The organism is Oceaniglobus roseus (assembly GCF_002869745.1).
GTDB lineage: Bacteria > Pseudomonadota > Alphaproteobacteria > Rhodobacterales > Rhodobacteraceae > Oceaniglobus > Oceaniglobus roseus.
Genome location: NZ_PNOS01000003.1, coordinates 1 through 25,220 on the forward strand (window position 1 = coordinate 1; position 25,220 = coordinate 25,220).

Consider the following 25,220-nt stretch of genomic DNA (forward strand, 5'->3'; position numbering starts at 1 on the left):
AGCGCCGCAGTGCGGAGAACCGCCATGCGTCATGATCCCGCCAGCGCCGCCATCGTCATCATGCTCCGCAGCCTGAAGCTGCACGGCATGGCGTCGTGCCGAAGGCACGCCTCCGGCGTGACCCGTCAGCGACCTCATCGAACAGGGTGCTCCGGCCTTCGACAGTGCCGTTCCGATGCTCTCCCAGCTCCTGAAGGCCGAGGTCGCCGAGCGCGAGGTGCGCTCCATCGCCTATCACATGAAGGCGGCCCGCTTCCCGGCCTGCAAGGACCTCTCCGGCTTCGACTTCGCCGCCAGCGAGGTCAACGAGGCCCTGGTTCGCCAGCTCCACCGCTGCGAGTTCCTCGACGGCGCCCACAACGTCGTCCTGATCGGCGGTCCGGGCACCGGCAAGACCCACATCGCCACCGCTCTCGGCATCCAGGCCGTCGCATCATCGCAAGCGGGTCCGCTTCTTCTCCACCGTGGAACTCGTCAACGCCCTCGAGCAGGAGAAGGCCAGGGGCAAGACCGGCCAGATCGCTGACGGCCTCATGCGCATGGACCTCGTGATCCTCGACGAACTCGGCTATCTGCCCTTCAGCGCCTCAGGCGGTGCGATGCTCTTCCATCTCCTGAGCAAGCTCTATGAGCACACCAGCGTCGCCATCACCACCAACCTCAGCTTCAGCGAGTGGGCCACCGTCTTCGGCGACGCCAAGATGACCACCGCGCTGCTCGACCGGCTCACCCATCGCTGCCACATCCTGGAGACTGGAAACGACAGCTTCCGCTTCAAGGCCAGCTCAGCTGCCGCGGGCCGCAAACGGAAGGAGCAAGCACATGCCTTGACCCCATCCTGATCCGCAGAACATAACCACCAGGCGGGTCAACTCTCGATGGAAAAACCGGGTCACTTCTCACTGGAAATCAACACGCTGACCATTCTCGCGGGCCAGACGGTCGCGACCATCTCGGTCGCCAACTTCTCCGACAACACCGACGACGACGACCGCAACTTCACGCTGGAACTGTCGGACCCGGTGAGCGGCGTCCTGGCGGGGGGCGAACCCGTGCTGACCGCCACCGGCGTGTTGCTGGACAACGACGGCGCCACCGAGGACCGGGCGCTGTTCGTGTCCGACCCGGTGATCCTGGAGGGCGACGGAACGAAGTTCGCGGTGTTCGAACTGCGCCTGTCCGAACCGGCGACCGGTGACCTTACCTTCGCCTACGCAACGGCGGACGGCACGGCCACGGCTGACGAGGATTATGTCGCCACCAGCGGCTCGGTCACCTTCGCGGCCGGTCAGACCGTCGCTTCCGTGACCGTCGAGATCATCGGGGATACCGTCTCGGAGGTGGCCGAGACATTCTCCCTGGTGGTGAACCCCACCGTTTCAATCGCCAACGGCGTTGCCGACTCCACCGGGTTGGCGACCCTTGTCGACGACGACACCACGACCGGCCTGCCGGTGATCTCCCTCGTCGCGGCGGAAGGGGACGAAGGGGAGGGCGTGGAGTTCCGGGTCGTGCTGTCCCAGCCTTCCCTGGCCGACGTCACGGTGTCCTGGCGCACGGTGCAGGACGGGTCGGGCCTCAGCGACGGGGACTATGACGGCGCCTTCGGCACGCTGACCATTCTCGCGGGCCAGACGGTCGCGACCATCTCGGTCGCCAACTTCTCCGACAACACCGACGACGACGACCGCAACTTCACGCTGGAGCTGTCGGACCCGGTGAACGGCGTCCTGGCGGGGGGCGAACTCGTGCTGACCGCCACCGGCGTGTTGCTGGACAACGACGGCGCCACAGAGGACCGGGCGCTGTTCGTGTCCGACCCGGTGATCCTGGAGGGCGACGGAACGAAGTTCGCGGTGTTCGAACTGCGCCTGTCCGAACCCTCCGCCACCGCGCTCACCATCGACTATGCCACCGCCGACGGCACTGCCACGGCAGGGGGGGACTATGTTTCCACCTCCGGATCGGTCGTCTTCGCGGCCGGACAGACGGTGGCGTCCGTGAGCGTCGAGATCGTGGGCGACACGATCTCCGAGGTGGCGGAGACCTTTTCGCTGATCGCCGCCCCGACGACCGGCATCGCGAATGGAGTCGCGGATGCAGGCGGCGTGGCAACCCTGATCGACGACGACACGGCCACAGGCCTGCCGGTGATTTCGCTCGTCGCGGCGGAAGGGGACGAGGGCGAAACCGTGGACTTCCTCGTCGTGCTCTCCGAGCCTTCGCTTGCCGACGTCTTCGTCGACTGGCGCACCGTCGCCGACGGTTCGGCCCTTCCGGGGACCGACTTCTCCTCGAACTCCGGAGTGCTCCAGATTCCCGCAGGCCAGACCGTGGCCACCATCTCGATCGCGAACTCCTCGGACAACACGGACAAGGACGACCGGAACTTCACGCTGGAGCTGTCCGACCCGGTCAACGCGGTTCTCGCCGGAGGCGAGAGCACGCTCACGGCCACCGGGGTCCTGCTCGACGACGATGGAGCGACCGAGGACCGGGGGCTCTTCGTCTCCGACCCCGTGATCTTCGAGCCCGATATCGGGTCGAAACTCGCGGTGTTCGAGGTGCGCCTCTCCGAACCCTCGGCGACGCCGATCACGCTGAATTATGCCACGGCGGACGGCACGGCGATCGCGGGAGAGGACTACGTCGCGGCCAGCGGTTCGATCACCTTCGCGCCGGCGCAGACCGTGGCCTCGGTCTCGGTCACGATCCTCGGCGACCAGTTCATCGAACCAGACGAGACCTTCACCCTCACCGTGACCCCGGCGATCGGGATCGCCAACGGCACCGCCGACAACACCGGCACCGCCGTACTGCTGAACGAGGACGACGGCACGATCCGCGGCACCGGCGGGCCCGACTCGCTGGAAGGTTCCGCGGGCGACGACACCATGTTCGGCTTCGGCGGCAACGACACGCTGGCGGGCAACGACGGGTCCGACCTGATCAACGGCGGCAACGGCGACGACCTGCTGCAGGCGGGTGACGGGGACGACACGATCAACGGCGACGGTGGCAACGACGCCATCTTCGGTGGCAGCGGGGCGAACCTGCTTGGCGGCGGTGCCGGCAACGACACCGCCTTCGGCTACGCGGGGAATGACACGCTGAACGGCAGCGACGGGTTCGACAGCCTGAATGGCGGCGGAGGCGCGGACGAACTGCGCGGCGGCGACCAGGCCGACACGCTGGACGGCAGCTTCGGCAATGATCTGGTGCTTGGTCAGAATGGCAACGATGTCCTGTTCGGCGGCGTCGGCAACGACACGTTGAACGGGGGCCTCGATGCCGACAGCATCGACGGCGGCACGGGCAACGACCTTCTCGAAGGCTTCAATGGCTCCGACACCCTCGTCGGCGGCGATGGTCGCGACACGCTGCTCGGCCAGCAGGGCAACGATTTCCTCTTCGGCGGGATCGGCAACGACTCTCTCGTCGGCGGCGGCAACAACGACAGCCTCAACGGCGGCAACGACGCCGACACGCTGGACGGCGGCAGCGGCTCCGACAGTCTCGACGGCGGCGACGGCGCGGACCTGGTGCTCGGGGCAGGGGGCAACGACACCCTGCTGGGCGGCGGCGGTGACGACCGCCTCGCCGGCTCGTTCGGATTCGATTTCCTGGACGGGGGCGGCGGCAACGACACCCTGGAAGGCGACGAACAGGCCGACACTCTGCTCGGCAACGTCGGCAACGACGTCCTGTCCGGCGGGGTCGGCAACGACAGCCTGGATGGCGGCGGCAACGACGACACGCTGTTCGGTGGCGACAACAACGACACCCTGCGCGGCGACTTCGGCAACGATGTCCTGAACGGCGGTGCGCAGCGCGATCTGCTCGACGGCGGCGGCAACAACGACAACCTCGTCGGCGGGGCCGGAAATGACACGCTGCTGGGGCGCAACGGCGACGACACGCTGCTTGGCGGGGGCGGAGACGACACGCTCACGGGCGGGTTCCAGACCGACACCTTCGTCTACGCGCGCAACTACGAACGCGACACCGTGACGGACTTCAGCGATGCCGACGACATCCTCAGTCTCAACGACAACCTCTGGGGCGGCGGTCTCACCGCGCAGCAGGTGGTCGACACCTATGCCAGCGTCTTGTTCGGCAACACGGTGTTCGACTTCGGTGGCGGCGACATCCTGACCGTCAACGGCGTGATCAACGAACAGATCCTGGTCGACAACATCGCGATCTTCTGATCCCGTCCCAGTCAGGATCGGCGCACCGCCCCGCAGAGCGATCTGCGGGGCGGTTTCGGGCGACCTGCCGGGTACCCGGGACCCGTCGCGCAGCAGTCCGCCGACGCCCCGGGCTGGAATGCGTTCCGATAGCCCTGCAGTTTCGCCGTGCTCTTTGCTGTCCGGCAGGTGCGGCTGACGGCGCCGGACGCGCGGGGACTGGTCTCCCCGAAAACGCGAACCCCGGCAGGTGCTGGACCGGCCGGGGCGGAGCTTGTCAGGGCGTTGGCCGCCGAGGGCGTCAGGCGACCGTGCGTTCGGCGCTCCGGTCATGGCCGAGGGCGGCGTCGCGCTTCTTCGCGGCGGCGGCGGCCGCGCGGGCAAGGAGGTGCACGTCGTTGGGGCCGACGACGAGGCGGTAGCCTGCATCGCGCAGGCCCGCCGAATCCCGGGCGCCCTCGATGGTGCCAAGGAGGAAGCCTGCGGCGCGGGCATCGGACTCGACCTTCTCGATCGCCTTCAGCACCTCGGGGGCCTCGAGCGCTTCGAGGTGGCCCATGGAGGCGGCAAGGTCGTTCGGGCCGACGAAGCCCATGTCGATTCCCTCGATCCCGGCGAAGGCGGCGACGTGGGGCAGGGCGTCGCGGTGCTCGATCTGGATTGCGATCATCACCTCCTCGTTCGCCTCCCTGGCGTAGGTGGTCCATTCGCCGAAGCCCGAGGCGCGCACGATGGGCGCCGCATAGCCGCGGCGGCCCATGGGGGCATAGCGGCAGGCCTGCGCCACGGCGCGGGCCTGTTCGACCGAGTTGATCATCGGCACGACGAGCGAGCGGGCGCCGCGGTCGAGCGCGCGCTTCAGCGTCGCCTCCTGCGCGTCGGGCACCCGCAGGATCGCGTCGCCGCCCGCGGCCTCGACGGCGCGGATCAGGTCGAGACCCTTCTCCAGCCCGGCGACCCCGTGCTCGCAATCGATCAGGACCACGTCCCAGCCCGAGCGCACGAGGATCTCGGCCACGTCGGGCGAGCCGAGTTCAAGCCAGGCCGCCGTCACCGTCTCGCCGGCGAGGATCCGTCTTTTCACGTTGTTCTTCATGGATTTGCATTCCTTGCAGTATCGTCGGTGCGGAACGCCCGCACCAGTTCGCGGCCGGAGCGCCACAGGAGGGCGGCCCAGACGATCAGCGTGATGGTCCCGAGCACCGCGGCAGGCGTGCGGCTGAAGAAGCCGGTCAGGTCGCCCTGGGCCTTCATCATCGAGACCATGAAATTGTCCTCCACCACTTCGCCCAGCACGACGCCAAGCACGGCGGGGGCGATCGGGATGTCGGCGCGGACCATGGCGAAGCCGAGCACGCCGAGGACCAGCGTGATCCAGAGCGAGGTGACGGAGCCGTCGATGGCGAAGGCGCCGACCATGGAGAGGAGCAGGACGCTCGGCATCAGGATCGCGCGGGGCACCCGCAGGATCCAGGAGGCGACCGCGACGGCCAGGCCGCCGGTGAAGAGCATGACGATATTGGCCAGCAGGAAGGCGCCGAACAGCGTCTGGATCAGCAGCCCGTCGGATTCGAAGATGTTCGGCCCCGGCGTCAGCCCCTTCATCAGCATGACGCCGATGGCGATGGCGGTGACGCTGTCGCCGGGGATGCCGAAGACCAGGGCCGGCGTCCAGGCGCCGGCCACGCCTGCGTTGTTCGCGGCGCCCGCGTTCACGATGCCCTCGTAATGGCCGGTGCCGAACTTCTCGGGCGTTTTCGAGACGCGGCGGGCGACGGCGTAGGCGATCCATGCGGCGATGTCCGCGCCCGCGCCGGGCAAGGCGCCGATCAGGGTGCCGCCGACGCTGGAGCGGCCGATGCCGCGCCAGTTGGCGCGCATGCGACGCGTGGCGTTGCGGATCGCGGTGCCGAGGGGTTCGATGACGAGCTTGCCGAGGGAGAGGTCGGGGCGCGTCCCCGCCTCGCGCAAGAGTTCGGAGATGGCGAAGAGGCCGATCATGGCGGGGATGAAGCTGATCCCGCCGTAGAGGTCCTGGAGCCCGAAGGTGAAGCGGGGATGGCCGACGGCGACGTCGATGCCCACGGTGGCGATGGCGAGGCCGATGAACAGGCTCGCGAAGTTCCGCGGCACCGAGGGCCCGCCGACGAGCACGGCGCAGCTGAGGCCGAGGGTAGCGAGCCAGAACGCCTCGTCCGAGGAGAAGTTGGAGGCGATGGCGGCCAGCAGCGGTGTCGCCGTGGCAAGGATCAGCACGCCCACCACCCCGCCGATGCAGGCGCTGAACAGAGAGACGAACAGGGTCGTGCGCGCCTCGCCGCCGCGGGCAAGGGCATAGCTGTCCTCGACATAGGCGGCGGAGGCGGGCGTGCCGGGCATCCTCAGCAGCGCGCCCGAGATGTCGCCCGCGAAGATGGCGGTGGTGGTGGTCGCCACGATGGCGGCCACGGCCTGCACCGGATCCATGAAATAGGTGAAGGGCACCAGCAGCGCGACGGCCATGGTCGCGGTCAGGCCGGGCATGGCGCCGACGAAGGAGCCGTAGAGCGTGGCGATCAGGATGGTCAGCAGGATCTGCGGGTCGAAGACCGCGGCAAGAAGGGCGGCTATGTCCATGGTGTCACCACGCGATCGGAAGGAGCAGGCCCCAGGGCAGCGGGACGCGCAGGACGTTGTAGAACAGCATGTGGACCAGCACCGTCGCGATCGGCGCGAAGACGATCGCGGTCAGCCAGGAGCCGCGGAAGATCAGGATGGCCCCGATCAGCACCAGGGTGCCCGCGATGTGGAAGCCGAGCCAGGGCAGGGCCAGGATGAAGGCCACGATCAGGGCGGCCAGCAGCAGGATCGGCAGGACCTCCAGCCGCTCCTTCAATGCCGCGCCGCGGCCTACGATCCCCTCCGTCGCGATCCCCGCGCCGGAGAGGAAGAGGCCCACGGCCACGATCTTGGGAAACAGACCGGGTCCGTAGGCCATGGCCGGGATGACGGGAAAGCCGAGGGCGGTGACGAACATCGCCACCCCCCCGACCATCAGGACGCCGCCGGTCAGAAGCTCTCTTCCGCCATCCATGACAGGCGCGCCTTACTGCGCGGCGAGGCCGACGGCCTTGATCACGGCGCCCAGGTCCTCGTCCGTCTTGGCGACGAAGGGCTCGATCTCGTCGCGCGGCATCTGGACCACGTCCGCACCGCGGTTCTTCTTGAACTCGGCCCATTCGTCGGAGGCGAAGATCTCTTCCATCGCCTTGGAGTAGGAACAGGCGATGTTTTCGTCCATGCCTGCCGGTCCGCCCGCGGTGATGAAGGCGGCGAGGGTCCAGCCGGAGTCGAGCGTTTCCGAGGTCAGCGGAACATCGGGAAGGGCCGAGTTGGCCGAGTCGTGCATGTAGGCGAGCGCGCGGACGTCGCCCGATTCGATCAGGCCCTTGCCTTCGGACAGCGCCGGAGTGGCGACGTCGACGCCGCCGGCGATCAGCTCCTGCAGGGCCGGGGCCGCGCCCTGGGACGGGATCCAGCGGATCGCGTCGGGGGGCAGGCCCTCGGCGTTCAGCATGCCGGCCAGCGCGAGGTGCCAGATGCCGCCGAGCGAGGTGCCGGAAGCGGTCAGGTCGCCCGGGTTCTCGCGCGCATGGTCGAGCAGGGACTGGAGATCCTGGAATTCGCTGTCGGCCTTCACGAGAACGCTGGCCGGGACGATGTCGACCATGCCGAGGAAGGTGACGTCCTTGTAGGTGATGTCGGTCAGTCCGATCCAGTGCATCGTGTCGATCTCGACCGTCACGGCGCCGATGGTGTAGCCGTCGGGATCGGCGTTGACGATGGCGCTGTGGCCGGTCACGCCGTTGCCGCCGGTGCGGTTCACGACGTTGAAGGGCGTGCCCCATTTCGCCTCGAGCATGGAGGCCAGCATGCGGGAGTTCGCATCGGTGCCGCCGCCCGCGCCCCAGGGCACGATGTAGGTCACGGCACGCTCGGGCTTCCAGTCGCAGGCGGCGTCCTGTGCCAGCGCGGCACCGGCCGACAGGGTGACGAGCGCGGTCGTGGCCGCGAGTTTGAGTGCAGATCGCATGAGGTTCCTCCCAGAACGAAGTTGTCTTCGGATTCGGGGATAAAGGGTCGAATGCTGTATGTCAATCGATTGACTAAACGCCTTCACCCGCTACACTTCCGCATCAGCCAATGGGTAGGGACATGAGCAGGCGGGCCAATCTGCGCGATATCGCCGACGCAGTGGGCGTCTCGGTCTCGGCCGTTTCGCTGGCGTTGCGGGGCGAGGCGCGGGTGTCGGAAGAGACGGCGGAGCGGATCCGCGCGGCGGCAAAGCGGCTTGGCTATGTGCCCAACCGTGCCGCCTCGGCCCTGCGCACGCAGCGCAGCGACATCGTCGCGGTGTGCCTGAACGACCTTTCGAACCCGATCTTCAACGAGTTCCTGACCCATATCGAGGACGAGTTGCAGCAGTCGGGACGGATGCCCTATCTCGGCGTCTCGCGCGAGGATCCCGAGCGGCAGGCCCGCTTCCTGGAGGCCGCGATCTCCCAGGGGGCCGGGGGGCTGCTGATCTGTCCCGCGCGCGGCACCACGCCCGAGGATCTGCGCGTGGTGCTTCCCACGACGGGCCGCGCGCCTTTTCCGACGGTCCTGTTTTCGCGCAGCCTCGAGGATGTGGCCTGCCCGCAGTTCGGCAACGACGATTTCGCGGCGGGGCAACTCATGGCCGAGCGGCTTCTGGCCGGGGCCCATGAAACGTATCACTGGCTTGGCGGAGGACACGACAGCAGCACGGCGCGGGCGCGGGAGGCGGGATTCCGCAACGTCATGGAGAGGGCCGGGCACGTCCCCGGCATCCATCACGGCCCGACCTCGCGGGCCTTCGGCCATGCCACGGCGGCGCGACTTCTGCGCGAGTCGTCCGGGCCGGTCGGCTTTGCCTGCTTCAGCGACCTGATCGCCTTCGGCGTGCTTGCCGCGGCAGCCCAGGCCGGCCTGCGGGCGGGCCGGGACCTGTCGGTCATCGGTTGCGACGACATGGAAGAGGCACGGTTCTCGGTCCCGCCTCTCACCTCGATCTGGATCGACAAGAGCGCGATCGGGCGGCTGGCCGCGCGCTCCGTCCTCGATCCGGAGGCGGAGGCGGTCACCCGGCGGATCGCCCCGCGTCTTGCGGACCGCGCGACGGTGCGCAGTCCGTCCGCGACACCATCCGCCGGATGAGGGGCGGTATCGGGCGACCTTCTCCCTCGGCGCGCGCGGGCTTCGTCAGGACCGCAGGGCGGGCGCAGGCGAGGACTTGAGACGGCGGCCGGCCCAGATCCCGGCAAGCATCGCGGGAATGAAGACCAGCGTGCCGGGCGCGGCGAGGGGCAGGGCGGTCCACGCCGGTCCGGGGCAGAAGCCGCCGAGGCCCCAGCCGATGCCGAACAGCGCCGCGCCCGCCAGAAGCGGCGTGTCGATGGCGCCGCGCCTGGGGATGTCGAAGTCGGGCAGCAGCACCGGCGCGGGGCGGCGCCAGGCCAGCCGGTAGCCGAGGAAGGTGGTGACCACGGCGCCGCCCATGACGAAGGCGAGGCTGGGATCCCAGGCGCCGAAGATGTCGAGGAAGTTCAGGACCTTCGCCGGGTTCGACATGCCCGACAGGATCAGGCCGAGGCCGAAGACGAGGCCCGCGAGGAAGCCGAGGATCGGGCGCATCAGGCGGCCCCCCCTGCAACGTGGCGCAGCACGAAGACGGTGAGCGCGGCGCAGGCCATGAAGGTCGCCACCGCCGCCAGCGAGCGGGGCGAGAGCCGCGCCAGCCCGCAGACCCCGTGGCCCGAGGTGCAGCCCGACCCGAGGGCGGTGCCGGTGCCGACGAGCAGCCCGGCGAGCGCCATCATCGGCAGGTTGCCGCTGACGGTCTGTGCCGGAAAGCTGCCGCTGGCCAGAAGCCACAGCAGCGGCGCGCCGATCAGCCCGGCGATGAACGCGATCCGCCAGTCGCGGTCGGCGGCGGTGACGGCGCCCTGGGTGATGCCGACGATGCCGGCGATGCGCCCGAAAAGGGCCATCACCATCACGGCGGACAGCCCGATCAGGATGCCGCCGCCGAGCGAGGCCCAGGGGGTGAAGTCGGTTGGGGTGACGGGAAGCATGGCTCTTGCCTTTCCTTCAGGATCAGACGGCGGCGGGGACGGGACGGGGCGGGCGGGCCGAGGAGGGCGCCAGCGCGGCGACCGCCTCGTGCTGCGACAGGAACACCTGCCCGGTGAGGGCGTCGAGGAAATGCGCCCGCTTCAGGCGGTCCATCACCGGGCCCTTCACCTCGGACAGGTGCAGCCGGGTGCCGCTTTCGGCCAGGCGGGTGTTGATCGCCTCGAGGGATTCGAGCGCGCTCATGTCGATCTCGTTCACCGCCGAGCATTGCAGGATGACGTGGCGCACGTCGGGATCGCCGGCGACGCGGTCCAGCACGTAGGTCTCGAGATACCGGGCGTTGGCGAAATACAGGCTTTCGTCGACCCGGAGGCTGACGATGCCCGGGTCGGTCTCGACGCTGTGGCGGTGGATGTTGCGGAAATGCTCGCTGCCCGGGATGCGGCCGACCTCGGCGATGTGGGGGCGCGAGGTGCGCAGGAGGTAGAGCAGGATCGACACGGCGACGCCGCTGGACACCCCCCGTTCGACCCCGAAGCCGAGGGTGACGAGGATCGTCGCGGCGACCGCGAGGAAATCGGCCTTCGAATAGGTCCAGGCGCGGCGCAGGATCGACAGGTCGACGAGGCTCAGCACCGCGACGATGATCGTCGCCGCGAGAGTCGCCTTGGGCAGGAAGTGGATCGCCGGGGTCAGCGCCAGCGCCGCGATGGCGAGGCCGAGCGCGGTGAAGGCCCCGGCCGCCGGGGTGCGCGCCCCGGCGTCGAAGTTCACGACCGACCGCGAGAAGCCGCCGGTGACGGGAAAGCCGCCGGTGAAGGCCGCGCCGAGGTTCGCTGCGCCGAGGCCGATCAGCTCCTGGTCCGGGCTGACCCTCTCGCGCTTCTTCGCGGCGAGGGTCTGGGCGACCGAGATCGATTCGACGAAGCCGATGACCGAGATCAGCAGCGCGGGGAGGAAGAGCTGCCCTAGAAGCGCGGGGGAGAGATCGGGGAAGGTCAGGGGCGGCAGGCTCTGCGGCACGTCGCCGACCACCGCGACGCCCCGCGCGTCGAGCCCGAGCACCCGGACCGCGAGCGTGGAGACCAGCACCGCCGCCACCGGCCCCGCCTTGGCCGCGATGTCGGCCGCGCGCGGGCCGAGGCCGAGGCGGCGCAGCAGCGGCTTCAGCCCGCGCCGCGTCCAGAACAGGAAGCCGGTGACCGAGACGCCGATGACCAGCGTGATCGGGTTGGTCTCGGGCAGGTGGGTGGCAAGGCCGTGCAGCATTTCGAACAGCGTGTCGCCGCCGCCGCGGATCCCGAGGATGTGGGGCAGCTGGCTGACCGCGATCAACAGGCCCGAGGCGGCGATGAACCCCGCGATCACCGGGTGCGACAGGAAGTTGGCGAGAAAGCCGAGCCTGAGCAGCCCGAGCGCCACGAGGATCGCGCCCGAGAGCGCGGCAAGGGTCAGCGCCGCCGCGGCATAGCCCGCGGTGCCTTGCTGCGCCACCTGCCCGAGCGCGGCGGCGGTCATCAGCGACACCACCGCAACGGGCCCGACCGCCAGCGCCCGGCTGGTGCCGAAGACGGCGTAGAGGATGATCGGCACGATCGAGGCATAGAGTCCCGCCTCGGGCGGCATCCCGGCGAGCAGGGCATAGGCCAGCGACTGCGGGATCAGCATGATCGTCACGATCACGGCGGCGATCGCGTCGTCGGAAAAAGCGGCCCGGTCATAGCTGCGGGCCCACTGGAGGATCGGGAGGTAGGTCTGGAGGCGGCGCATCTTCGGGGTGCTTCGTCAGGGGCGCGCAGGCCGGCCGGCTGCGCGCGGTGGGTCTTGGTGTGGATCCGTCCGCTTCGGGGTGGACCCCTCATGCGGGGCCGCTGGTCGTCAGAGGCCGTTCAGCGGCACCTTCAGCATCGGCCTGCCGTCCTTGTCGGTCGGCACCTCGCCCGCGCGCATGTTCACCTGCAGGGAGGGGATGATGAGCTTCGGCATGGACAGCGTCGCGTCGCGCTCGGTGCGGAACTTCACGAACTCCTCCCGCGTCCTGCCGCCGCCGACATGGATGTTGTGCGCCTTCTCCTCGCCCACCGTGGTCTCCCACCTGATGTCCCGGCCGTTTGGGCCGTAGTCGTGGCACATGAACAGGCGCATCTCGTCGGGCAGGGCCAGGATCTTCTGGATCGAGTCGTAAAGCGTGCCCGCGTCGCCGCCGGGGAAATCGGCCCGGGCCGAGCCGCCGTCGGGCATGAACAGCGTGTCGCCGACGAAGGCCGCGTCGCCGATGACGTGGACCATGCAGGCGGGCGTGTGGCCCGGGGTGAAGATCGCGAAGGCCTGCATCCCGCCGATCATGTAGGTGTCGCCGTCCTTGAACAACGCGTCGAACTGGCTGCCGTCGCGCTGGAACTCGGTGCCTTCGTTGAAGATCTTGCCGAAGGTCTCCTGCACCACCAGGATCTTGTCGCCGACACCGATCTTGCCGCCCAGCTTCTGCTGGATGTAGGGCGCGGCCGAGAGGTGATCGGCGTGGACGTGGGTCTCGATGATCCAGTCGAGCGTCAGGCCGCGCGACTCGACCTCGGCGATCAGCCGGTCGGCGTGGTCGTAGGTGATGCGGCCGGCGGCATAGTCGATGTCCATCACGCTGTCGATGATCGCGCAGTGGTTCGAGCCGGGATCCTTCACGATGTAGCTGATCGTGTTCGTCGCCTCGTCGAAGTGGCCCGAGACGTCGGGATGTACGCTCATGTCGATGGGATAGCTCATGGATGCTCCTCGTTCCTGCGGCGCTCCGCACGCCCTTTGCCTCCCCGCCGCACTGATCCCCGCGCCGCCCGGAGGCGGGACAGGGAACCGGCGGGACGACTCGTCCGGTTTACACATTCAATAATATGCATAAGTCGTCGCGATTTCCAGAGGCGTCTTCGATCCTGCGAGAAATCCTGCGCAACTCCGTGTAGTGTGGGCTTCCGCACTGCCCGGCGGCGCTGTCACAAAAGCATCGTGCGCCCGTCATCGCGGGGTGACATGGCCGTTACCTTGGCGGGGCAGGGTCCGCGGCGCAACCGCAGCCCGTTCCGGAGGATTTCCGATGCCACGCCTGACCTTCACCCGCCGCCAGACCCTTCTGGGCACCGCCGCCCTCGGCGCCTCCCTCGCCATGCCGTCCCTGTCGCGCGCGGCCGCGCGTCCCGTCATGGCCCACGGGGTGATGTCCGGCGACATGACCCGCGACGGCGCCGTGATCTGGGCCCGCGCCGACCGCGAGGCGAAGATGCTGGTCGAGTGGGCGACCACCGAAAGCATGGCCGACGCCCGCGCCGTCCCCGCGCTCGCCGTCGGCACGCCCACCGATTTCGCGGGCAAGCTGGCGCTGGAGGGGCTGCCTGCCGATCAGGACATCTTCTACCGCGTGACCATGGCGGATCTCGCCGACGGCACCCTGTCCGAGCCGCTGACCGGCCGCTTCCGCACCGCGCCGATGGCGCGCCGCGACGTCAGCTTCGTCTGGTCCGGCGACACCGCCGGGCAGGGCTGGGGCATCGACGAAAGCCGTGGCGGGATGACCACCTATGCGACGATGCTGAAGCACGCGCCCGACTTCTTCCTGCACTCGGGCGATACCGTCTATGCCGACGGGCCGATGAAGGAGGAGGTCGAGCTGGCCGATGGCACGATCTGGAAGAACGTCGTGACGCCCGCGAAGAGGAAGGTGGCCGAGACGCTGGACGAGTTCCGGGGCCAGCACCTTTACAACTGGTCCGACCGGAACGTGCAGGCGTTCAACGCCGCGGTGCCGATGATCGCCCAGTGGGACGACCACGAGGTGACGAACAACTGGTACCCGAACGAGGTGCTGGCCGCCGACGACCGCTATACCGTCAAGTCGATGCAGACCCTTTCCGCCCGCGCCGCGCGGGCGTTCCACGAGATGATGCCGACCCGCCAGACCCTGGCCGAGCCGATGCGGGTCTACCGCAAGGTCTCCTACGGCCCGCTGCTCGACATCTTCGTGATCGACCTTCGCACCTATCGCGGCGACAACACGGCCAACACCGAGGCCGAGGGGACGCCGTTCCTGGGACCCGAACAGCTGGCCTGGCTGAAGCGCGAGATGGTGAATTCGACCGCGCTGTGGAAGGTCATCGCCTCGGACATGCCGATCGGGATGATGGTCAAGGACGGCGACACGGCGATGGAGAACGGCTCGAACGGTGACGGGCCGGTGCTGGGGCGGGAGAGGGATATTGCGGCGGTGCTGTCGTTCGTCAGGGCGGCGGGGATCGCGAATACCGTTTGGCTGACGGCGGATGTGCATTATACCGCGGCGCATCACTATTCGCCCGAGCGGGCGCAGTTCCAGGATTTCGAGCCGTTCTGGGAGTTCGTTTCGGGGCCGCTGCACGCGGGGACCTTCGGGCCTTCGGAGTACGACAACACCTTCGGGCCGGAGGTGCGGTTCGCGAAGCATCCGGGCGAGGGGCAGGCGAACCTGCCGCCCTCGGACGGGATGCAGTTCTTCGGCAAGGTGGACATTTCCGGGGCGACCGGCGTGATGACCGTGCGACTGATGGACAGCGCCGACAGCGAGCTCTGGTCGGTGGAGCTGGAGCCGAAGGCGGCCTGACAAGGGTCTGAAAAGGCGGAAAAAAGCCGTGAGGCCCGCTCAGCGGCGGGCCTTTTCCGCGATGCCCGAGGTGCCTTCGCGGCGGGCGAGTTCGGCCTCGACATCGGCAAGGGTGACGCCGCGGGCGGCGAGCATGACGAGGAGGTGATAGAGGACGTCCGCGGCTTCGGAGGTGAGGCGGTCGCGGTCGCCCTTCACCGCTTCGATGATCGCCTCGACGGCCTCTTCCCCGAACTTCTCGGCGCATTTCTCGGGGCCTTTCGCGAAGAGTTTCGCGGTCCACGAGGTGTCGGGGTCGGCGTCCCTGCGGGACTCGATGGTGGCGGCGAGGCGGGCGAGGGCGGTCATAGGGCAAGGCCTCCGGAGCACGGGAAATCGGCGTATGATCGACGTATGACTCGCGTATGACTCCCGTCTGCACGGGGCGCAGACCGTTGAAGGGGTCCCGGACGGGTCACGAGAGCCTCATCGGGATGCCCGCGGCGGCCATGTGGGCCTTGGCTTCGCCGATGGTGAAGTCGCCGAAGTGGAAGATCGAGGCGGCGAGGACGGCGCTGGCGCCGCCTTCCGTAACCCCCGCGACGAGGTGGTCCAGCGTGCCGACGCCGCCCGAGGCGATGACCGGGATCGTCACGGCGTCGGAGATGGCGCGGGTCAGCGGGATGTTGAACCCGGCGCGGGTGCCGTCGCGGTCCATGGAGGTGAGCAGGATTTCCCCGGCCCCTTTCGCGGCGACGGTGCGGGCGAACGCCACCGCGTCGATGCCGGTAGGGCGGCGGCCGCCGTAGGTGAAGATCTCCCACCTGCCGTCGGCCACGGTCTTGGCGTCGATGGCGACGACGATGCATTGCGAGCCGAACCGTTCGGCCGCGCGGGCCACCACGTCGGGATCGGCGACGGCGGCGGAGTTGAACGACACCTTGTCGGCGCCGGCCAGCAGCAGCTTCCTGACATCCTCGGGGGTGCGCACGCCGCCGCCGACGGTCAGCGGCATGAAGCAGTGTTCGGCGGTGCGGGTGACGAGGTCGAACATGGTGTCGCGGTTGTCCTCGGTCGCCATGATGTCGAGGAAGCAGAGCTCGTCCGCCCCGGCCGCGTCGTAGGCGATGGCGGCCTCCACCGGGTCGCCCGCGTCGATCAGGTCGACGAAGTTCACGCCCTTGACGACGCGGCCCTCGGCGACGTCGAGGCAGGGGATGATGCGGGTTTTCAGCATGGCTTTCGCGTCCGTTCCGGTGCGCTGCCGTTCTAGGGGCAAAGCGGCGGCGAGGCCAGTGGGGAACATGCGGCGGGAAGGGACGTTGGGCCGGAACCGCAAACGGAGGATCCGATGACCCTGAAGACCCTGACCGCCGCCGCGCTTTCCCTTGCCCTTGCCGGACCGGCGCTGGCCGACATCAACCAACGGATGGCGAACGGCAGCGTGGCCGACGCGATGGCGCGCCTGAAGGACGCGGTGGAGGAGGCGGGGGCGACCGTCTTTGCCACCGTGGATCACGGCAAGGGCGCGACCGACGCCGGGATGGAGCTGGGAGAGAGCCAGCTGCTGATTTTCGGCAATCCCAAGCTCGGCACGCCGGTGATGCAGATGGACCCGCAGGCGGGGCTGTTCCTGCCGCTGAAGATCCTCGTCTACGCCGACCCCGACGGTCAGACCTGGGTGGCCTACGAGGACGTGAACGACACCTTCGACGGCCTCGGCGTGAGCCAGGACGCGGGCGCCATCGACACGATGGAAAACGTGCTGGAGAAGTTCAGCACCGCCGTGGCGGGCGGCACCTGAGCGCCTAGCCGAGGGCCTTCAGCGCCGTGGCGAGGTCGATGGCCCCGTCATAGAGCGCGCGGCCCGAGATGGCGCCGGCGATCACGCCGGTGTCGCGGAGCGCCGTGAGGTCGGCCATGGAGGAGACGCCGCCTGAGGCGATGACGGGGATCGTGACGGCGCGGGCCAGCGCCTCGGTCGCCTCGATGTTCGGCCCGGCCATGGCGCCGTCGCGGTCGATGTCGGTGTAGATGATCGCGGCGACGCCCGCGTCCTCGAAGCTTTTGGCCAGATCCGTCACCATCACGTCGGTCTCCGTCGCCCAGCCCTTGGTGGCGACGCGGCCCTTCCTTGCGTCGATCCCCACTGCGACCTTGCCCTGGAAGGCGCGGGCGGCTTCGCGGACGAGGTCGGGGTTTTCCACGGCGACGGTGCCGAGGATGACGCGGGCGAGGCCCTTGTCGAGCCAGGCCTCGATGGTGGCCATGTCGCGGATGCCGCCGCCGAGCTGGGCGGGGACGTTCACCGCCCCAAGGATCGCCTCGACCGCCGCGCCGTTCACGGGCGCCCCCGCGAAGGCGCCGTTGAGGTCGACGAGGTGCAGCCACTGGCAGCCCGCCTCCTGGAAGGCCAGCGCCTGGGCCGCCGGGTCGTCGCCGAAGACGGTGGCCTTGTCCATCTCGCCCTTCAGCAGGCGCACGCACTGGCCGTCCTTCAGGTCGATGGCGGGGTAGAGGATCATGGGGCTGCCTTTCCGTTTGTCGGGGGCCTTCTGCACCGGGGCGCGGCCAAGCTCAAGACGGCTGCGACGCCGCGTCATGGGCCGGGGCGACCCCACGTCAGGCTTTGCGCGGCGGCGGCGTGGCGCTTGGATGCGGGCAAGTTTCAAGGGAGGAGACCACATGAAACCGCTTCTTATCGCCGCCGCCTTCGCCGCCGTCGCGGGCATCGCCTCTGCTGATCCGGTCGAGGGCACATGGCAGACCCAGCCCGACGACGGCGCCGTGGCGCTGGTGAAGATCGTGCCTTGCGGGGCGAATTTCTGCGGCACGATCCAGCGCACCTTCAAGGACGGGAAGGAGTACAAGTCGCCGAATCTCGGCAAGCAGATCGTGCGGTCGATGACGCCGAAGGGGAACGGCAAGTACGAGGGGCAGGTCTGGCGGCCCTCCAACAACAAGGTCTATCTCGGGAAGATCTCGCTGTCGGGCAACACCATGGCACTGAAGGGCTGCGTGGCGGGCGGGCTGATCTGCAAGTCGCAGACCTGGACCCGGGTTCAGTAGGGTCGCAGGAACAAGTGTCTGCGGCATCGGGTTTGTCTCCTGGATAAATCAGGAGATAGAGATGCCGAGGATCACAAGCAGTGACGGAACCGGCCTACACGTCAAGGACTGGGGCAGCGGGCGGCCCGTGGTGCTGATCCACGGCTGGCCGCTGAACGCCGACAGCTGGGAGCACCAGGCGCTGAGCCTGGCCGAGGCCGGATTCCGCGTCGTGTCCTACGACCGGCGGGGGTTCGGGCGCTCGGACCAGCCGTTCAAGGGCTACGACTACGACACCATGGCCGACGACCTGGCCGCGGTGATCGGCGGGCTGGACCTGCGCGACGTGACACTCGCGGGCTTCTCCATGGGTGGCGGCGAGGTGGCGCGGTACATGTCGCGCCACGGCAGCAACCGCATCGCGAAGGCGGTGCTGGTGTCCTCCATCGCCCCCTTCATGGGGCAGAAGGACAACCCGGACGGCGTTCCCGACGAGGTGTTCGAGGGGATGAAGAAGGGGGTCAGGACGGACCGCGCGGGTTTCCTGAAGGAGTTCTTCAACGATTTCGTGGGGCAGGGCACGAAGGACGGCGGCACCAGCGAGGCGGCGCGGCACTGGATGTGGTCGATGGCGATGATGGCCAGCCCGAAGGCGACGCTGGACTGCATCGACGCCTTCGCGAAGACCGACCTGAGGGGCGACATGGCGGCCTTCGACGTGCCGACGCTGGTCGTCCACGGCACGGGCGACAAGATCGTGCCGTTCGAGATTTCCGGCAAGCGCGCGTCGGAGATGGTGAAGGGCGCCACGCTCAAGACCTACGAGGGCGGGCCCCACGCGGTCACGGCCACCCATGCCGGGCAGTTGAGCCACGATCTGGTCGCCTTCGCCAAGGGCTAGGGGGTCGGCTCAGGGACGCCAGCGCAGGAAGTTGGCGATCAGGCGCAGCCCCGCGGCCTGGCTCTTTTCCGGGTGGAACTGGGTGCCGACACGGTTCCCGCGGGCGACGACCGCGGTGACCTCGGTGCCGTAGTTGCAATGGGCGATCCGCTGGGCCGGGTCGCCCATTTCCATGTGGAAGGAGTGGACGAAATAGGCGTGCTCCCCCGTCGCGATGCCGTCGAGCACCGGGTGGGGGCGGTCGATGACGAGGTCGTTCCAGCCCATGTGCGGCACCTTCAGGCCGTGACCCGGGTCGATCGGCACCACCTCGCCGTCGATCCAGCCGAGGCCGGGCGTCTCGGCGTATTCGTATCCCTTCAGCGCCATCAGCTGCATCCCGACGCAGATGCCGAGGAACGGGCGGCCCCTGACCTCGACCGCCTCGATCAGCGCGGCGTGGAGCGCGGCGTGGTCCTGCATCAGCGCGGCCGAGCAGGCGGGGAAGGCGCCGTCGCCCGGCAGCACCACGCGGTCGGCGCGAGCCACGTCCTCGGGGCGGGACGAGACGATGACCTCGCCCGCGTCCACCTCGCGCGCCATTCGCTGGAACGCCTTCTCGGCCGAGTGGAGGTTGCCCGAGTCGTAGTCGATCAGGACCGTCAGCATGGTCAGAGCGCGCCCTTTGTCGAGGGCAGCTCGCCCGCCATCCGCGGATCGGGCTCCACCGCCTGCCGCAGCGCGCGGGCGCAGGCCTTGAAGGCGGCCTCGGCGATGTGGTGGCTGTTGAAGCCGTGGACGCGGTCCATGTGCAGGGTGATTCCGCCGTGGGTGGAAAGCGCCTGGAAGAACTCGCGCATAAGTTCGGTATCGAAGGTGCCGATCTTCGCCGTCGGAAAGTCGACGTTCCACACCAGGAAGGGCCGTCCCGAGAGATCCAGCGCGCAGGCCACCTGCGCGTCGTCCATGGCGAGCGCGAAGCTGCCATAGCGGCGGATACCCCGCTTGTCGCCAAGCGCCCTGGCCAGCGCCTGGCCGAGGGCGATGCCGCAATCCTCCACCGTGTGGTGGTCGTCGATGTGCAGATCGCCCTTTGCGTTCAGGGAGATGTCGATCAGCGAATGGCGGGCCAGCTGGTCGATCATGTGGTCGAAGAAGCCGACCCCGGTCGAGGACGAACAGGTGCCGGTGCCGTCGAGCCTCACCTCGGCGGTGATCTCGGTCTCCTTCGTGGTGCGGGTAATGCGGGCGTCGCGCATGGGGCCTCCGGTCGGAACGGTCGTCCGGTCTATAGGCGGAGGGACGTGCCAAGGAAAGGGCCGTCCCGATCCGCCCTTGCCAGTCGCGGCTGACCTGTGTTCCATAGCCCTGTGAAACTGCTGCACTTCTTGGCCGCAAGGCTGCTGCGGCGCGGCGTGGACGGAGGTGGGGGAGCGCCTACATGGACGCATAGCGGCAATGCCGATTGCGCAGAGGACAGCGCGGCCTGCTTCCCCTAAGGAAGCCGCGCGGGCAAGAACAAGTCGAAACGACGGGAGGAGACAATCATGGGACGTGTTGCACTGGTCACCGGAGGCAGCCGCGGCATCGGCGCCGCCATCTCTGTCGCGTTGAAGGACGCGGGATATTCCGTGGCCGCGAATTATGCCGGCAACGACGAGGCGGCGAAGAAGTTTTCCGACGAGACGGGGATCAAGACCTACAAGTGGTCGGTCGCCGATTACGAGGCCTGCAAGGCCGGCATCGCTGAGGTCGAGGCCGATCTCGGCCCGGTCGAGGTGCTGGTGAACAACGCCGGGATCACCCGCGACGCGATGTTCCACCGCATGACGCCCGAGCAGTGGCGCGAGGTGATCGACACCAACCTCTCGGGCGTCTTCAACATGACCCATCCGATCTGGCCCGGCATGCGCGAGCGCAAGTTCGGCCGGGTCATCACCATCAGCTCGATCAACGGCCAGAAGGGGCAGGCGGGACAGGCGAACTATTCCGCCGCCAAGGCCGGCGATCTGGGCTTCACCAAGGCGCTGGCCCAGGAAGGGGCGCGGGCGGGGATCACCGTCAACGCGATCTGCCCGGGCTACATCGCCACCGAGATGGTCAAGGCCATCGACGAGAAGGTGCTGAACGAGAAGATCATCCCGCTGATCCCCGTGGGACGCCTGGGCGAGCCGGAAGAGATCGCGCGCTGCGTGGTCTTCCTGGCCTCCGACGACGCGGGCTTCATCTCGGGCAGCACGATCAGCGCCAACGGGGCGCAGTTCGTCGTCTGACGGCGGGCGCTTGGGTTTTTCCTGCTGAAAGCTCTGCCGCCGGAGGCGCCCCGCAGGTGCCTCCGGCGCGACCCCGACATGGCGCGCCATTCCACAAGAGGAAGATGACACATGAAAGACGGCACTCCTGATATCGACCCGATCGAATCCCAGGAATGGCAGGAGGCGATCGAGGACGTGATCGCCCGCGACGGCGCCGACCGGGCGCATTTCCTTCTGGACAAGGCGGTGCAGCAGGCGCGGGCCGCCGGGGCGACCCTGCCGTTCTCGGCCACCACGCCCTACCAGAACACGATCCCCGCCGACGATCTGCTGGAGATCCCGGGCGACATGGAGATGGAACGGCGGATCCGCCGGATCAACCGCTGGAACGCCATGGCGACGGTGGTGCGGCGCAACAAGGAAAGCTCGGAATACGGCGGGCACATCGCGTCCTTCGCGTCCTCCGCCTGCATGTACGACATCGGCCTGAACCACTTCTGGCGGGCGAAGTCGGCGATGCACGGCGGCGACCTCGTGTTCTTCCAGGGCCACGTGGTGCCGGGCATCTACGCGCGCTCGTTCATGGAGGGCCGGTTCTCGGAAGAGCAGATGGCCAACTTCCGCTCGGAAGTCGGCGGCTCGGGGCTGTCGTCCTATCCGCACCCCTGGCTGATGCCGGATTACTGGCAGTTCCCGACCGTCTCCATGGGCCTCGGGCCCCTGATGGCGATCTACCAGGCGCGGTTCATGAAATACATGCACAACCGCGGCCTGATCGACGCGGCGGACCGCAAGGTCTGGGTGTTCCTCGGCGACGGCGAGATGGACGAGCCGGAGAGCCTCGGCGCCATCGCGCTGGCGGCGCGCGAGAAGCTCGACAACCTGATCTTCGTGGTCAACTGCAACCTCCAGCGGCTTGACGGGCCGGTGCGCGGCAACTCGAAGATCGTGCAGGAGCTGGAGGGCGAGTTCCGGGGCGCGGGCTGGGAAGTGCTGAAGGTGCTCTGGGGCCGCGGCTGGGACGAGCTGCTGGAGATGGACACCACGGGCCGTCTGCGCCAGCTGATGGACGAGACGGTGGACGGCGACTACCAGACCTTCAAGTCGAAGGACGGCGCCTATATCCGCAAGCACTTCTTCGGCAAGTACCCGGAAACCGCCGCGCTGGTCGAGGACTGGAGCGACGACGACATCTGGTCGCTGCGCCGGGGCGGTCACGATCCGCAGAAGGTCTATACCGCGTTCAAGCGGGCGACCGAGGTGAAGGGCCAGCCGACCTGCCTTCTGGTGAAGACCGTGAAGGGCTTCGGCATGGGCAAGGCTGGGGAGGGGCAGAACACCACCCACCAGCAGAAGAAGGTCAACGAGGAGCAGCTGCGCGCCATGCGCGACCGTTTCGAGATCCCGGTCTCGGACGAGGACCTGCCGAAGGCGCCGCTGATCAAGCTGAACAACGCGCAGAAGGCTTACCTGGCCGACAAGCGCAAGGCGCTGGGCGGAGAGTTTCCGAAGCGGTTCACCGGGGCGCCCAGCCTCGAGATCCCGCCGCTGGAGGCGTTCAAGCAGCAGCTCGAATCGACCGGCGACCGGGAGATTTCCACCACAATGGCGTTCGTGCGGATCCTGACGACGCTGCTGCGGGACAAGAAGATCGGCAAGAACATCGTGCCGATCGTGCCGGACGAGTCCCGCACCTTCGGGATGGAGGGGCTGTTCCGCTCGGTGGGGATCTATAACCCGCTCGGGCAGAACTATACCCCCGAGGACGCCGACCAGATGATGTTCTACAAGGAGAGCACGGACGGGCAGGTGCTTCAGGAGGGGATCAACGAGGCCGGCGCCATGGCCGACTGGATCGCGGCGGCGACCTCGTATTCCAACCACGGCGTGCCGATGATCCCGTTCTACATCTACTATTCGATGTTCGGCTTCCAGCGGATCGGCGACCTGGCCTGGGCCGCGGGGGACAGCCGTGCGCGGGGCTTCATGCTGGGCGGCACCGCCGGGCGGACGACGCTGAACGGGGAAGGCTTGCAGCACGAGGACGGGCATTCGCACATCCTCGCCTCGACCATCCCGAACTGCATCAGCTACGATCCGACCTTCAGCTATGAGGTGGCGGTGATCGTGCAGCACGGGATGCAGCGGATGTACGGCGACCAGGAGGACGTCTATTTCTACCTCACCCTGATGAACGAGAACTACAGGCACCCCGAGATGCCGATGGGCGCCGAGGAGGGGATCATCAAGGGGCTCTATGCCGTTTCGCGCGAGAAGAAGCCGGGGAAAAAGCACGTGAACCTCATGGGTTCCGGGACGATCCTCGTGCAGGCCATGAAGGCGGCGGCGATGCTGAAGGAGGACTTCGGCGTGACCTCGGACATCTGGTCGGCCACCAGCTTCAACGAGCTGGCCCGCAACGGGCAGGACTGCGCGCGCTGGAACCGGCTGAACCCGCTGTCCGAGCCGAAGGTGCCCTACATCACCGAGACGCTGAAGGGCGCGAAGGGGCCGATCGTGATCGCCACCGACTACATGAAGAACTACGGCGAGCAGGTGCGCGCCTTCGTCGAGCAGCCGATGACGATCCTCGGCACCGACGGGTTCGGGCGCTCGGACAGCCGGGTGAACCTGCGCCGCTTCTTCGAGGTGGACGCGAACCACATCGCCGCGGCGGCCATGACCGAGCTTTACAAGCTGAAGGCGGTGAGCCGCGAGGAGATGGAGAGCGCCTTGAAGAAATACGACATCGACGGCGACAAGCCGAACCCCCGCTTGGTGTAAGCCGAAGATCAGGAGAGAGACATGACCACAGACGTCAAAGTGCCCGACATCGGCGATTTCAAGGATGTGCCGGTCGTGACCGTGCTGGTCTCGGTGGGCGACACCGTGGCCAAGGAGGATCCGCTGATCGAGCTGGAGTCCGACAAGGCGACGATGGAGGTGCCGTCCTCCGCTGCCGGGAAGGTGAAGGAGATCAAGGTTTCCGAAGGCGACAAGGTGTCGGAAGGCGACCTGATCCTCGTGCTGGAAGGCGAGGGCGGCGGCGATGCCTCGGGCAATTCCTCCGGTGGCGAGACCAAGGAGGAAACGAAGCAGGAGGCGAAGGCCGAAAAGGCACCCGAAGCGCCGAAGCCCGCGCAGCCTGCCGCCGCCGAAGCGCCCGCCTCGGTCACGGACACCGGGTTCAGCAAGGCCCATGCCTCGCCCTCCGTCAGGGCCTTCGCGCGGAACCTCGGCGTCGATCTGGCGAAGATCAACGGATCGGGTCGGAAGGGCCGGATCCTGCGCGACGACGTGACGAACTTCTTCAAGTCCACCTCGGCCCCCGCGGCGGCGGCCGGCGGCGGCGCGGCGCAGGGCGGCATGGGCATTCCGCCGATCCCGGCGGTCGACTTCTCGAAGTTCGGCCCCGTCGAGAACGTCGAGATGAGCCGGATCAAGAAGATTTCCGGCCCCGCGCTGCACCGGTCCTGGCTGAACATCCCCCACGTCACCCATAACGAGGAAGCCGACATCACCGAGCTGGACCAGTACCGCAAGGAGCTGGACACCGAGGCGAAGCAGGACGGCTATCGCGTGACGCTGCTGTCGTTCATCGTGAAGGCCAGCGTTTCGGCCCTGAAGAAGCACTGGGAGTTCAACTCGTCGATCCACCCCGACGGCGACAAGCTGATCAGGAAGGACTTCTACAACATCGGCTTCGCCGCCGACACGCCGAACGGGCTGATGGTGCCGGTCATCAAGGACGCCGACCGCAAGGGGATCGTCGAGATCTCGAAGGAGTTGGGCGACCTGTCGGCGCAGGCGCGGGAAGGCAAGCTGAAGGGGCCCGACATGCAAGGCGCGACCTTCACCATCTCGTCGCTGGGCGGGATCGGGGGCACGTCCTTCACCCCGATCGTCAACGCGCCCGAGGTGGCGATCCTGGGCCTGACGCGCAGCAAGATGGCGCCGGTCTGGAACGGGTCGGAGTTCGTTCCGCGCAACATGCTGCCGATGTCGCTGAGCTATGACCACCGCGCGGTGGACGGGGCGCTGGCGGCGCGGTTCTGCGCGCACCTGAAATACCTGCTGGGCGATGCCCGGCGGCTGATGCTGTAAGGGGGCAA

22 protein-coding genes and 1 pseudogene are annotated in these 25,220 nt (G+C 68.1%); 10 read left to right on the forward strand and 13 right to left on the reverse strand.

Going from position 1 to position 25,220, the window contains the following annotated elements:
• The first annotated feature begins 24 nt into the window (after positions 1-24).
• Positions 25-842: pseudogene (gene istB / locus A7B20_RS02535) on the forward strand (IS21-like element helper ATPase IstB).
• 36 nt (positions 843-878) lie between these two features.
• On the forward strand, positions 879-4,211 hold the full coding sequence (locus A7B20_RS02540) for a Calx-beta domain-containing protein (RefSeq protein ID WP_102106984.1): 3,333 nt from the start codon (positions 879-881) through the stop codon (positions 4,209-4,211).
• Positions 4,212-4,491: 280 nt separating this feature from the next.
• Here the strand turns inward: A7B20_RS02540 and A7B20_RS02545 are convergent, their stop codons facing one another.
• Genes A7B20_RS02545 through A7B20_RS02560 form a run of 4 tightly spaced genes read right to left on the reverse strand, consistent with a single transcriptional unit; the run spans position 4,492 to position 8,262 of the window.
• Positions 4,492-5,286, reverse strand: a complete 795-nt coding sequence (locus tag A7B20_RS02545; RefSeq protein ID WP_102106985.1) for an HpcH/HpaI aldolase family protein — start codon at positions 5,284-5,286, stop codon at positions 4,492-4,494.
• Positions 5,283-6,806, reverse strand: coding sequence for a tripartite tricarboxylate transporter permease (locus tag A7B20_RS02550; RefSeq protein ID WP_102106986.1), 1,524 nt, complete (start codon positions 6,804-6,806; stop codon positions 5,283-5,285). Before A7B20_RS02550 ends, A7B20_RS02545 begins: the two co-directional genes overlap by 4 nt.
• 4 nt (positions 6,807-6,810) lie before the next feature.
• Positions 6,811-7,263, reverse strand: a complete 453-nt coding sequence (locus A7B20_RS02555) for a tripartite tricarboxylate transporter TctB family protein (protein WP_102106987.1) — start codon at positions 7,261-7,263, stop codon at positions 6,811-6,813.
• Positions 7,264-7,275: 12 nt separating this feature from the next.
• Positions 7,276-8,262 carry a tripartite tricarboxylate transporter substrate binding protein gene (locus tag A7B20_RS02560; RefSeq protein WP_102106988.1) on the reverse strand — a complete coding sequence of 329 codons (987 nt, stop codon included), beginning with the start codon at positions 8,260-8,262 and terminating at the stop codon, positions 7,276-7,278.
• A gap of 122 nt (positions 8,263-8,384) precedes the next feature.
• On the opposite strand from A7B20_RS02560, the gene A7B20_RS02565 reads away from it, so the two are divergent.
• Positions 8,385-9,407, forward strand: coding sequence for a LacI family DNA-binding transcriptional regulator (locus A7B20_RS02565; protein WP_172960948.1), 1,023 nt, complete (start codon positions 8,385-8,387; stop codon positions 9,405-9,407).
• A 45-nt stretch (positions 9,408-9,452) separates the two neighbouring features.
• Here the strand turns inward: A7B20_RS02565 and A7B20_RS02570 are convergent, their stop codons facing one another.
• From A7B20_RS02570 to A7B20_RS02585, 4 genes are all read right to left on the reverse strand, one after another.
• Positions 9,453-9,884, reverse strand: a complete 432-nt coding sequence (locus tag A7B20_RS02570; RefSeq protein ID WP_102106990.1) for a DUF6691 family protein — start codon at positions 9,882-9,884, stop codon at positions 9,453-9,455.
• Positions 9,884-10,324, reverse strand: coding sequence for a YeeE/YedE family protein (locus A7B20_RS02575; protein WP_102106991.1), 441 nt, complete (start codon positions 10,322-10,324; stop codon positions 9,884-9,886). Before A7B20_RS02575 ends, A7B20_RS02570 begins: the two co-directional genes overlap by 1 nt.
• A gap of 22 nt (positions 10,325-10,346) precedes the next feature.
• The gene (locus tag A7B20_RS02580; protein ID WP_102106992.1) at positions 10,347-12,095 is read right to left on the reverse strand and encodes a SulP family inorganic anion transporter; all 1,749 of its coding nucleotides are present in this window, start codon (positions 12,093-12,095) and stop codon (positions 10,347-10,349) included.
• A gap of 108 nt (positions 12,096-12,203) precedes the next feature.
• Positions 12,204-13,085 carry an MBL fold metallo-hydrolase gene (locus A7B20_RS02585; RefSeq protein ID WP_102106993.1) on the reverse strand — a complete coding sequence of 294 codons (882 nt, stop codon included), beginning with the start codon at positions 13,083-13,085 and terminating at the stop codon, positions 12,204-12,206.
• A gap of 325 nt (positions 13,086-13,410) precedes the next feature.
• On the opposite strand from A7B20_RS02585, the gene A7B20_RS02590 reads away from it, so the two are divergent.
• Positions 13,411-14,946, forward strand: coding sequence for an alkaline phosphatase D family protein (locus A7B20_RS02590; protein ID WP_102106994.1), 1,536 nt, complete (start codon positions 13,411-13,413; stop codon positions 14,944-14,946).
• 39 nt (positions 14,947-14,985) lie between these two features.
• Here A7B20_RS02590 and A7B20_RS02595 read toward each other — a convergent pair whose 3' ends face one another.
• Positions 14,986-15,294 carry a phosphoribosyl-ATP diphosphatase gene (locus A7B20_RS02595; RefSeq protein WP_102106995.1) on the reverse strand — a complete coding sequence of 103 codons (309 nt, stop codon included), beginning with the start codon at positions 15,292-15,294 and terminating at the stop codon, positions 14,986-14,988.
• Positions 15,295-15,400: 106 nt separating this feature from the next.
• The gene (gene hisF / locus A7B20_RS02600) at positions 15,401-16,162 is read right to left on the reverse strand and encodes an imidazole glycerol phosphate synthase subunit HisF (protein WP_102106996.1); all 762 of its coding nucleotides are present in this window, start codon (positions 16,160-16,162) and stop codon (positions 15,401-15,403) included.
• A gap of 114 nt (positions 16,163-16,276) precedes the next feature.
• Here hisF and A7B20_RS02605 point away from each other — a divergent pair, with 114 nt between their 5' ends.
• Positions 16,277-16,729, forward strand: coding sequence for a DUF302 domain-containing protein (locus A7B20_RS02605; RefSeq protein ID WP_172960949.1), 453 nt, complete (start codon positions 16,277-16,279; stop codon positions 16,727-16,729).
• A 4-nt stretch (positions 16,730-16,733) separates the two neighbouring features.
• Here A7B20_RS02605 and hisA read toward each other — a convergent pair whose 3' ends face one another.
• Complete coding sequence (hisA, locus tag A7B20_RS02610; RefSeq protein WP_102106997.1) at positions 16,734-17,450, reverse strand: 1-(5-phosphoribosyl)-5-[(5-phosphoribosylamino)methylideneamino]imidazole-4-carboxamide isomerase; 717 nt, start codon at positions 17,448-17,450, stop codon at positions 16,734-16,736.
• 160 nt (positions 17,451-17,610) lie between these two features.
• On the opposite strand from hisA, the gene A7B20_RS02615 reads away from it, so the two are divergent.
• Positions 17,611-17,994: a DUF2147 domain-containing protein gene (locus A7B20_RS02615; RefSeq protein WP_102106998.1), complete on the forward strand. Its 384-nt coding sequence runs from the start codon at positions 17,611-17,613 to the stop codon at positions 17,992-17,994.
• A gap of 61 nt (positions 17,995-18,055) precedes the next feature.
• On the forward strand, positions 18,056-18,874 hold the full coding sequence (locus tag A7B20_RS02620; protein WP_102106999.1) for an alpha/beta fold hydrolase: 819 nt from the start codon (positions 18,056-18,058) through the stop codon (positions 18,872-18,874).
• A 9-nt stretch (positions 18,875-18,883) separates the two neighbouring features.
• On the opposite strand, the gene hisH is transcribed toward A7B20_RS02620, so the two are convergent.
• Both hisH and hisB read right to left on the reverse strand, forming a co-directional pair.
• Positions 18,884-19,522: an imidazole glycerol phosphate synthase subunit HisH gene (gene hisH, locus A7B20_RS02625; RefSeq protein ID WP_102107000.1), complete on the reverse strand. Its 639-nt coding sequence runs from the start codon at positions 19,520-19,522 to the stop codon at positions 18,884-18,886.
• A gap of 2 nt (positions 19,523-19,524) precedes the next feature.
• Entirely contained in the window at positions 19,525-20,112 is a 588-nt protein-coding gene (gene hisB / locus A7B20_RS02630; protein ID WP_102107001.1) for an imidazoleglycerol-phosphate dehydratase HisB, read from the reverse strand.
• 288 nt (positions 20,113-20,400) lie between these two features.
• Here hisB and phbB point away from each other — a divergent pair, with 288 nt between their 5' ends.
• From phbB to aceF, 3 genes are all read left to right on the forward strand, one after another.
• Positions 20,401-21,126, forward strand: coding sequence for an acetoacetyl-CoA reductase (phbB, locus tag A7B20_RS02635; protein WP_102107002.1), 726 nt, complete (start codon positions 20,401-20,403; stop codon positions 21,124-21,126).
• A gap of 111 nt (positions 21,127-21,237) precedes the next feature.
• Positions 21,238-23,892: a pyruvate dehydrogenase (acetyl-transferring), homodimeric type gene (gene aceE / locus A7B20_RS02640; protein WP_102107003.1), complete on the forward strand. Its 2,655-nt coding sequence runs from the start codon at positions 21,238-21,240 to the stop codon at positions 23,890-23,892.
• Between the two features lie 21 nt (positions 23,893-23,913).
• Positions 23,914-25,212, forward strand: coding sequence for a dihydrolipoyllysine-residue acetyltransferase (gene aceF / locus A7B20_RS02645; RefSeq protein WP_102107004.1), 1,299 nt, complete (start codon positions 23,914-23,916; stop codon positions 25,210-25,212).
• Positions 25,213-25,220 lie beyond the last annotated feature (8 nt).